Origin of the sequence: Metasolibacillus meyeri, assembly GCF_003049505.1 — a bacterium.
In the GTDB taxonomy this organism is placed as follows: Bacteria; Bacillota; Bacilli; order Bacillales_A; family Planococcaceae; genus Metasolibacillus; species Metasolibacillus meyeri.
Window position 1 is genome coordinate 1 of sequence record NZ_PYWN01000050.1, and the last position, 5,784, is coordinate 5,784.

At 34.6% G+C, this 5,784-nt stretch carries 4 protein-coding genes; all 4 read right to left on the reverse strand.

Annotated features, from left to right (window positions below):
• Positions 1–550: 550 nt before the first annotated feature.
• Positions 551–1,753 carry a multidrug effflux MFS transporter gene (locus tag C9J34_RS08705; RefSeq protein ID WP_107839475.1) on the reverse strand — a complete coding sequence of 401 codons (1,203 nt, stop codon included), beginning with the start codon at positions 1,751–1,753 and terminating at the stop codon, positions 551–553.
• 161 nt (positions 1,754–1,914) lie between these two features.
• The gene (locus C9J34_RS08710) at positions 1,915–2,523 is read right to left on the reverse strand and encodes a response regulator transcription factor (RefSeq protein ID WP_107839476.1); all 609 of its coding nucleotides are present in this window, start codon (positions 2,521–2,523) and stop codon (positions 1,915–1,917) included.
• A complete protein-coding gene (locus tag C9J34_RS08715) occupies positions 2,516–4,750 on the reverse strand; it encodes an ATP-binding protein (protein WP_107839477.1) in 2,235 nt (744 codons plus the stop codon). Before C9J34_RS08715 ends, C9J34_RS08710 begins: the two co-directional genes overlap by 8 nt.
• Positions 4,751–4,753: 3 nt before the next feature.
• A complete protein-coding gene (comX, locus tag C9J34_RS08720) occupies positions 4,754–4,912 on the reverse strand; it encodes a competence pheromone ComX (RefSeq protein ID WP_107839478.1) in 159 nt (52 codons plus the stop codon).
• Positions 4,913–5,784 lie beyond the last annotated feature (872 nt).

Sequence of the window (5,784 nt, forward strand, 5' to 3'; positions counted from 1 at the left end):
CTTATCCATTCTTTGCTCTAGTGCATGCAATTTCTTATCCATTCTTTGCTCTAGCACTTGCATACGCTCATCCATTTTTTGCATGCCAATTTTTAAATCTTGTATGTCTCCATGCATGCTTAACAATAACTCGTATATTTGATCTTCCTTTTGCATTCATTCCACTCCTTTCACTTTTAATTCATTTATTTATTTTTCGGCACAATTTTACTTCCTACAAACAAACTGCTATCTCTTTTATTATACTATCTCTCCATGTGAACGTATAGAATGAAAACATCCATTAAAGGATTTAAAATTTCACTTAGTTACACTATTTTTAAAGAAGAAATTATGACCTATGTAATGAAACTGCCTGAAAAGTATGTGCTCGCTGTTGTTGTCACTTTGCTTTCAATACAAAACATGACTAGCGCGCCACTTTTCAGGCAGTAATGAATCTTTTCAGAATTATTAACCAGTTGAACATATTAGACTTAAAGCTCTGTCGCTAAAATTTCAAACTACATTTCCAGTTGCTTTACAACTTTTTTGACAGCGACAAGCTCTGTCAAGATATGCTCTTTAAAGGACGAATGAAGAATGATTTCGCCAACAGCAGAACGATGAATATCCCTATAAAGTACGTTGGCATGGTAGCTAAAGACCCGTCATGAAGCTGACTCATCATAAATGTTAGCAAGCTAATAAACAAATAGTAACCTAAGCTAAAAATTGCTCCTACCGTACCAATAACATCATGAAAATCAACTAAGGCTAAGCTTAGGCAATTCGGCAATGCTACACCGACACCTGTTAGCAAAATAAATATGCCAGCAATAAAACATAGCGCCTGTAAAAAAGTCGGCTCAACAAAGATTTTACTTATAACAAAAGTGAAGCTTGCACCAATTAATGCAATAAGCAAGCCCTTTCTAATAATTTTCTCTGGTGCATTTATTTCTAGCCAATGCTTCGAAATAACAGAACCTATAATTGTCGCTATTGCAACAACGCATCCTAATAACCCATACATCGACTGTGAAAAGCCAAATTGCTCTATAAATATATAGGGTGCTTCAGCATAATAGCTAAATAACACGCCGTTTAATCCGCCAATTAACACGCCAAAAGTGACTACCTTTTTATCCGTTATAAGCCTTTTCATTATTGGAAAAATTTGAGGTCTTGTCATCTGTTGATGTGCCATTGTTTCTGGCAGTGATATATAACTATAGCTGAAAATTACTACGCTCATTACAATTAAAATAAGAAAGACCATACGAAAGCCAAATACCTCTCCAGCAAACCCACCAATGAACGGACCAAGAGCAGGTGTAAAGGCTAAAGCAGCAGAAATTTGTGCAAAAAAGCGATGGCGTTCCTTCCCTTCGTAGCTTTCCCTTAAAATCGTTTGTGTAATGATCGAGCCTGCACTTGCACCAAATGCTTGTATAAAGCGAGCAAATAACAGGAGCGAAATATCTGAGGACAGGTAGCATAAAACACTACCTATACCGTATATGAAAATCCCAAAATTCATTGCTTGACGTCGGCCAATAAAGTCAGACAAATAGCCCCACAAGAAGACACCAAAAGCAAATGCTAAAAAATAAATACTTAACGTTAATTGTGCCGTACTCATTGCAACGCCATAAGAATCAGCAATTTGTGGCAAGGAAGGTGTAAAAATTGTTTCACTCATTTGAGGAAAGCCTACTAATACAATAAGTAAAAGTAATCGAGGCTTTCGATTCCCGATGTTTTTTTCCATTTTAAAGCTCCTATTTTATAAGAATTTAAGAAAAAAACATCGCTTTGAAGGGAAATGGTGGAATCATGATTTTTATCCAATCATAGACATTCATGAACTCACCCCTCTCTAGATAGAATGAATCCAGTATACTAAATCTATTAAATTGTATCAAACTCGCCTTATTCCAAAAGCCTTTGCTCCTTGACAATTTCAAGCACCGATTCACGCGAAGTAGCACCTAACACTTGAAACAACTGTGTCCAATAGCGCTCAATTGTACGCACGGATATATGCAATTTCGCAGCCATTTCTTTATTAGTCAAACCTTCTTGCAGCCATGAAACAAGCATTTTTTCTTTTGCAGTTAACTCGATATCGTTTCTACTATTAAAATGAATATAATCAAGAAAATCCGTCGGTATTAAAATAAGCCCCTGTATCGCTGCGCGAATCGTTTGAATCACCTGAAAGCGCGTAGCCATTTTAGAAACGACCCCATCCACTTTCTTTTCAACGATAAGCGAATAATAATTTGTTGGATCATCTCCTGTATATAAAATAACTCGCGCATTTGTTTGTTCCTTAATTTGCTGCGCTAAAGAAATACCATCATCTTCACCTAAATTCACATCAAGTAAATAAACATCATAATCATTTGCAGCTAATCGACTTTTCACATTCATCGCCTGCAATTCCGTATCAATTTGAATATCATCAGCCGATTCCATTAACCGCTTTGATCCTTCTAGTACAATAGGATGATCATCTACAATAAGAACCTTAATCATCTTCCTCAGACCCTTCTATGATAATATGAATAAATACGCCTTCATTTATATTTGTCTCTATATGACAATGTCCATTAAACGCCTCTACTCTTTCCCTAATACCTCTTATACCTAGAGAGTCTGTTTGTAGCATCTGTTCTAATGTACAGCCAATACCGTCATCTTCATAGATTAATTCAAAACCCTCATCTAATTCTTGTAAAGAAAGTGTCACTTTTGTTGCATCAGAATGCTTTAATGCATTGTTCAATAGCTCCTGTATAATACGGTAAATAACTAAAGGTAGTTGTTCATGCTTTAAATAAACACGTTCAAAAGTTGTATATAATTTAAATTTTGCTTTGCTATTTACTTGCTGCACTAGCTGGCTAAGCGCCGCAGTCAACCCTAGTTTATCTAGTACCGGTGGCTTCAACGTCTCACAATATGTCCGTAAATCTTGCACATTATTTTGCATTTGCTGGTATAGCCCTCGAATCGGAACCGCATCATCTTCTACTAACAAACTCATTTCACGTGTAAGATGTGTTAAATTTTGCAATACGGTATCATGTAATTCTTGTGCTACATAATATTTTTCTTGCTCTATTTTTAGCCAGACAAGCTTCTTTAACCATACAGGCTCCTGCTCCGCTGTTTGCTTTAAGCTTCGCAATTCTCGCAATAGCTCTTCAATTTTTTTCAAGCTTTCAATCGCACTTTCTGCATATTTTAACAATAGCTTTAGCCATAGAAGCTCCTCGTCCTTTAAACGAATTTTACCCCGATGCTCAATAAGTAATAGCCTTTTCATACGTGCCTCTTGATGAATAAGCGCCACATACACATCGGAGAGCCTCACAATTTCCCCTGCTTGTAGCTGTTGAATTTGTTCATCGGTCATCACATATTCATCAAGCATCTCTTGTTCTTTGCCATCATAGTTCACAACCTCGATATTTTTTATTTCTAAATGGTTAGCTGCCTCCTGCTTTAAAATAGAAAGTAATTCATCCACCCTATAAGCAGCGCTCATTTGATCAATCGCACGTGACAGTTGCCGAATGGTATTGCCCTTTGGCGTAAATAGGACATCTCGATATTTCGCATCTACTTTTTCCTTTGCATAGAAAAATAAAAGAATCGAAATAAATAAGAAAACAGCAATTCCTCCATTAGACGCATTTTTCATTAAGGAAAACAACCCAACACAAAGCCATATCGTTAAAGCAGACGTAACAAGGAAATAATAGCTTGTACGTGTAATATAGTAATGAACATCAAACAAACGCTCTGACACACGCAAAAACATAAAGCAAAACGGAATTAAGAGAACGAATAGTATACTATATTCCGCCTCTAAAATTGCTTGCTGCCAAAACACTTCAGGTAACACAAATAAAAACAAAAACGGTAAAAACGGCAAAATTACGCTTAAAATTAATAAGCGTAATTGGACAGTGCGTTTTTTATAATAGCTGTATAATAGTACCCATAAAGGAAATAAAAAAAGTATGAATGATGTAGCAAGTAAAAAAATAACTATAACGTCTTTTGTATAAGGATATAATATTTCAATACAACCTAGTACGGCCCCTATTACTGGTAATATGTATAATTTCTCAATCTGGTGTATAAATGGCCATTTTATATGTAAGTATCTATAATAGCTTTTTAAAAATTGTAGTAGCATTAACGGTGAAAGTAAAATTCCTCCACTTATAATAGCACGTCCAATCAAATCGGCTTTACTAGAAGCGTTACTACTCAAATATGTTAATGCTACTGTCAATATAAACAAAATAAGCCATTTTATACTTTCAATATTTTGTTGCCTTTTATAATATAGGTAGAGTGTAGCTCCTAACGATAGAATAAAGTAAAGAATTGGTAACATCACATGCAAGTAAAATTGCACCAATAAGTCTCTGTGTAATACCTCTACTTGTAGTATTGTACCATCTTGCTTTTTAATTGTTAGTTCGTTTGCAGCTCGTATAAATTCATCGTATGAAATTAATCTATACTCAGAAATATCCATATCATCAATCTCTAATATAATATCTCCAATATCAATTCCCTGTTCTACTGCCCATTGCTCGTAATATGGCTTTTCAACAACCCATAATTTGTCTTGTTGCTGAATTTTAATTTTTATTAACGGGTTTTTATAATCAACGATAGATAAATATACGCCTAACCCTATACATAATGTTAGTACACCCCACCATAATTTCTTATTTATCATTCACTAACTCCAAAAAACACCGTCAGCATGAACCTCCTCCTCAAACGCCTCCATAATCGCTACTTGCTCCTGTTCTGTCACGCCTACTAATGATACTTTACCTTCATGTAATAGCTTTGCGATATCCATGTTGTCTTGTAAATATTGAATTAGTTTCATCATAATAAATCAGCCTCATTTCATTATTTTAGTAAGTATTTTTTATATTCATCATTTATTAACGTATTCAATTCATGTTTGTGCTTTGTTTTTGTAAAGGTTTTTAATTGTTAATGCATAGCGTATTGCGCCATTCGAGATGAGAAGTTGTTGTAAGTTTGCAAAGATTGTGGTCATAATCACTAAAGGTGTGTAAAAGAGCTTGTACGTATTATTTTACTAGCCATTGTAAGCATTGTTAATACACCCTTCAACGATAAGGCTAGTATCTTCATCCACAATATCGAAAGTTAAAATAAAAAGCTGCTACATCCTAAATATCATCTTGCATTTGCTCGCTATATTTAGCATAATGCAATACACATAATGTGCCAAACGCCAAGTTTTGCTGCTCTTTTTCCTTAATAAATTGTTGCATCATTAATACTAATTACTCATTAAGATTACTTTCTAATGCGACTATTTTCTCTAAATGATTTTTTATATGGCTATGCCACCCGGTCACTCCCTCCCCTCTTTAAAAAATTTCTAACACCTTCTCCCTTATTATTTTAACTAAATTCATGACAATGTGTAGATATATTTTTTATTTTTTGACAATTTGGCGGTAAAATGGCGGTTACCGACAAAAAAGTGGCGGTATAGGACGGTAAAACGTCGGTATATTGACGGAATATTGGCGGTACATAAAAGAGGTATTCATGCTATGCTAAAAGTATCCTAAAAATATTGTATTCGCTATAGCTTGTTAATTTTCTCCTTTACCTTATCATTATTCGCTGCTCCTATTAAATTAAGCATCAATTAAAAAGAAATTTATAACAGTTAAAATTATTCTACATCAGTCATTTGCTTTACCATGAAAATATATTTAT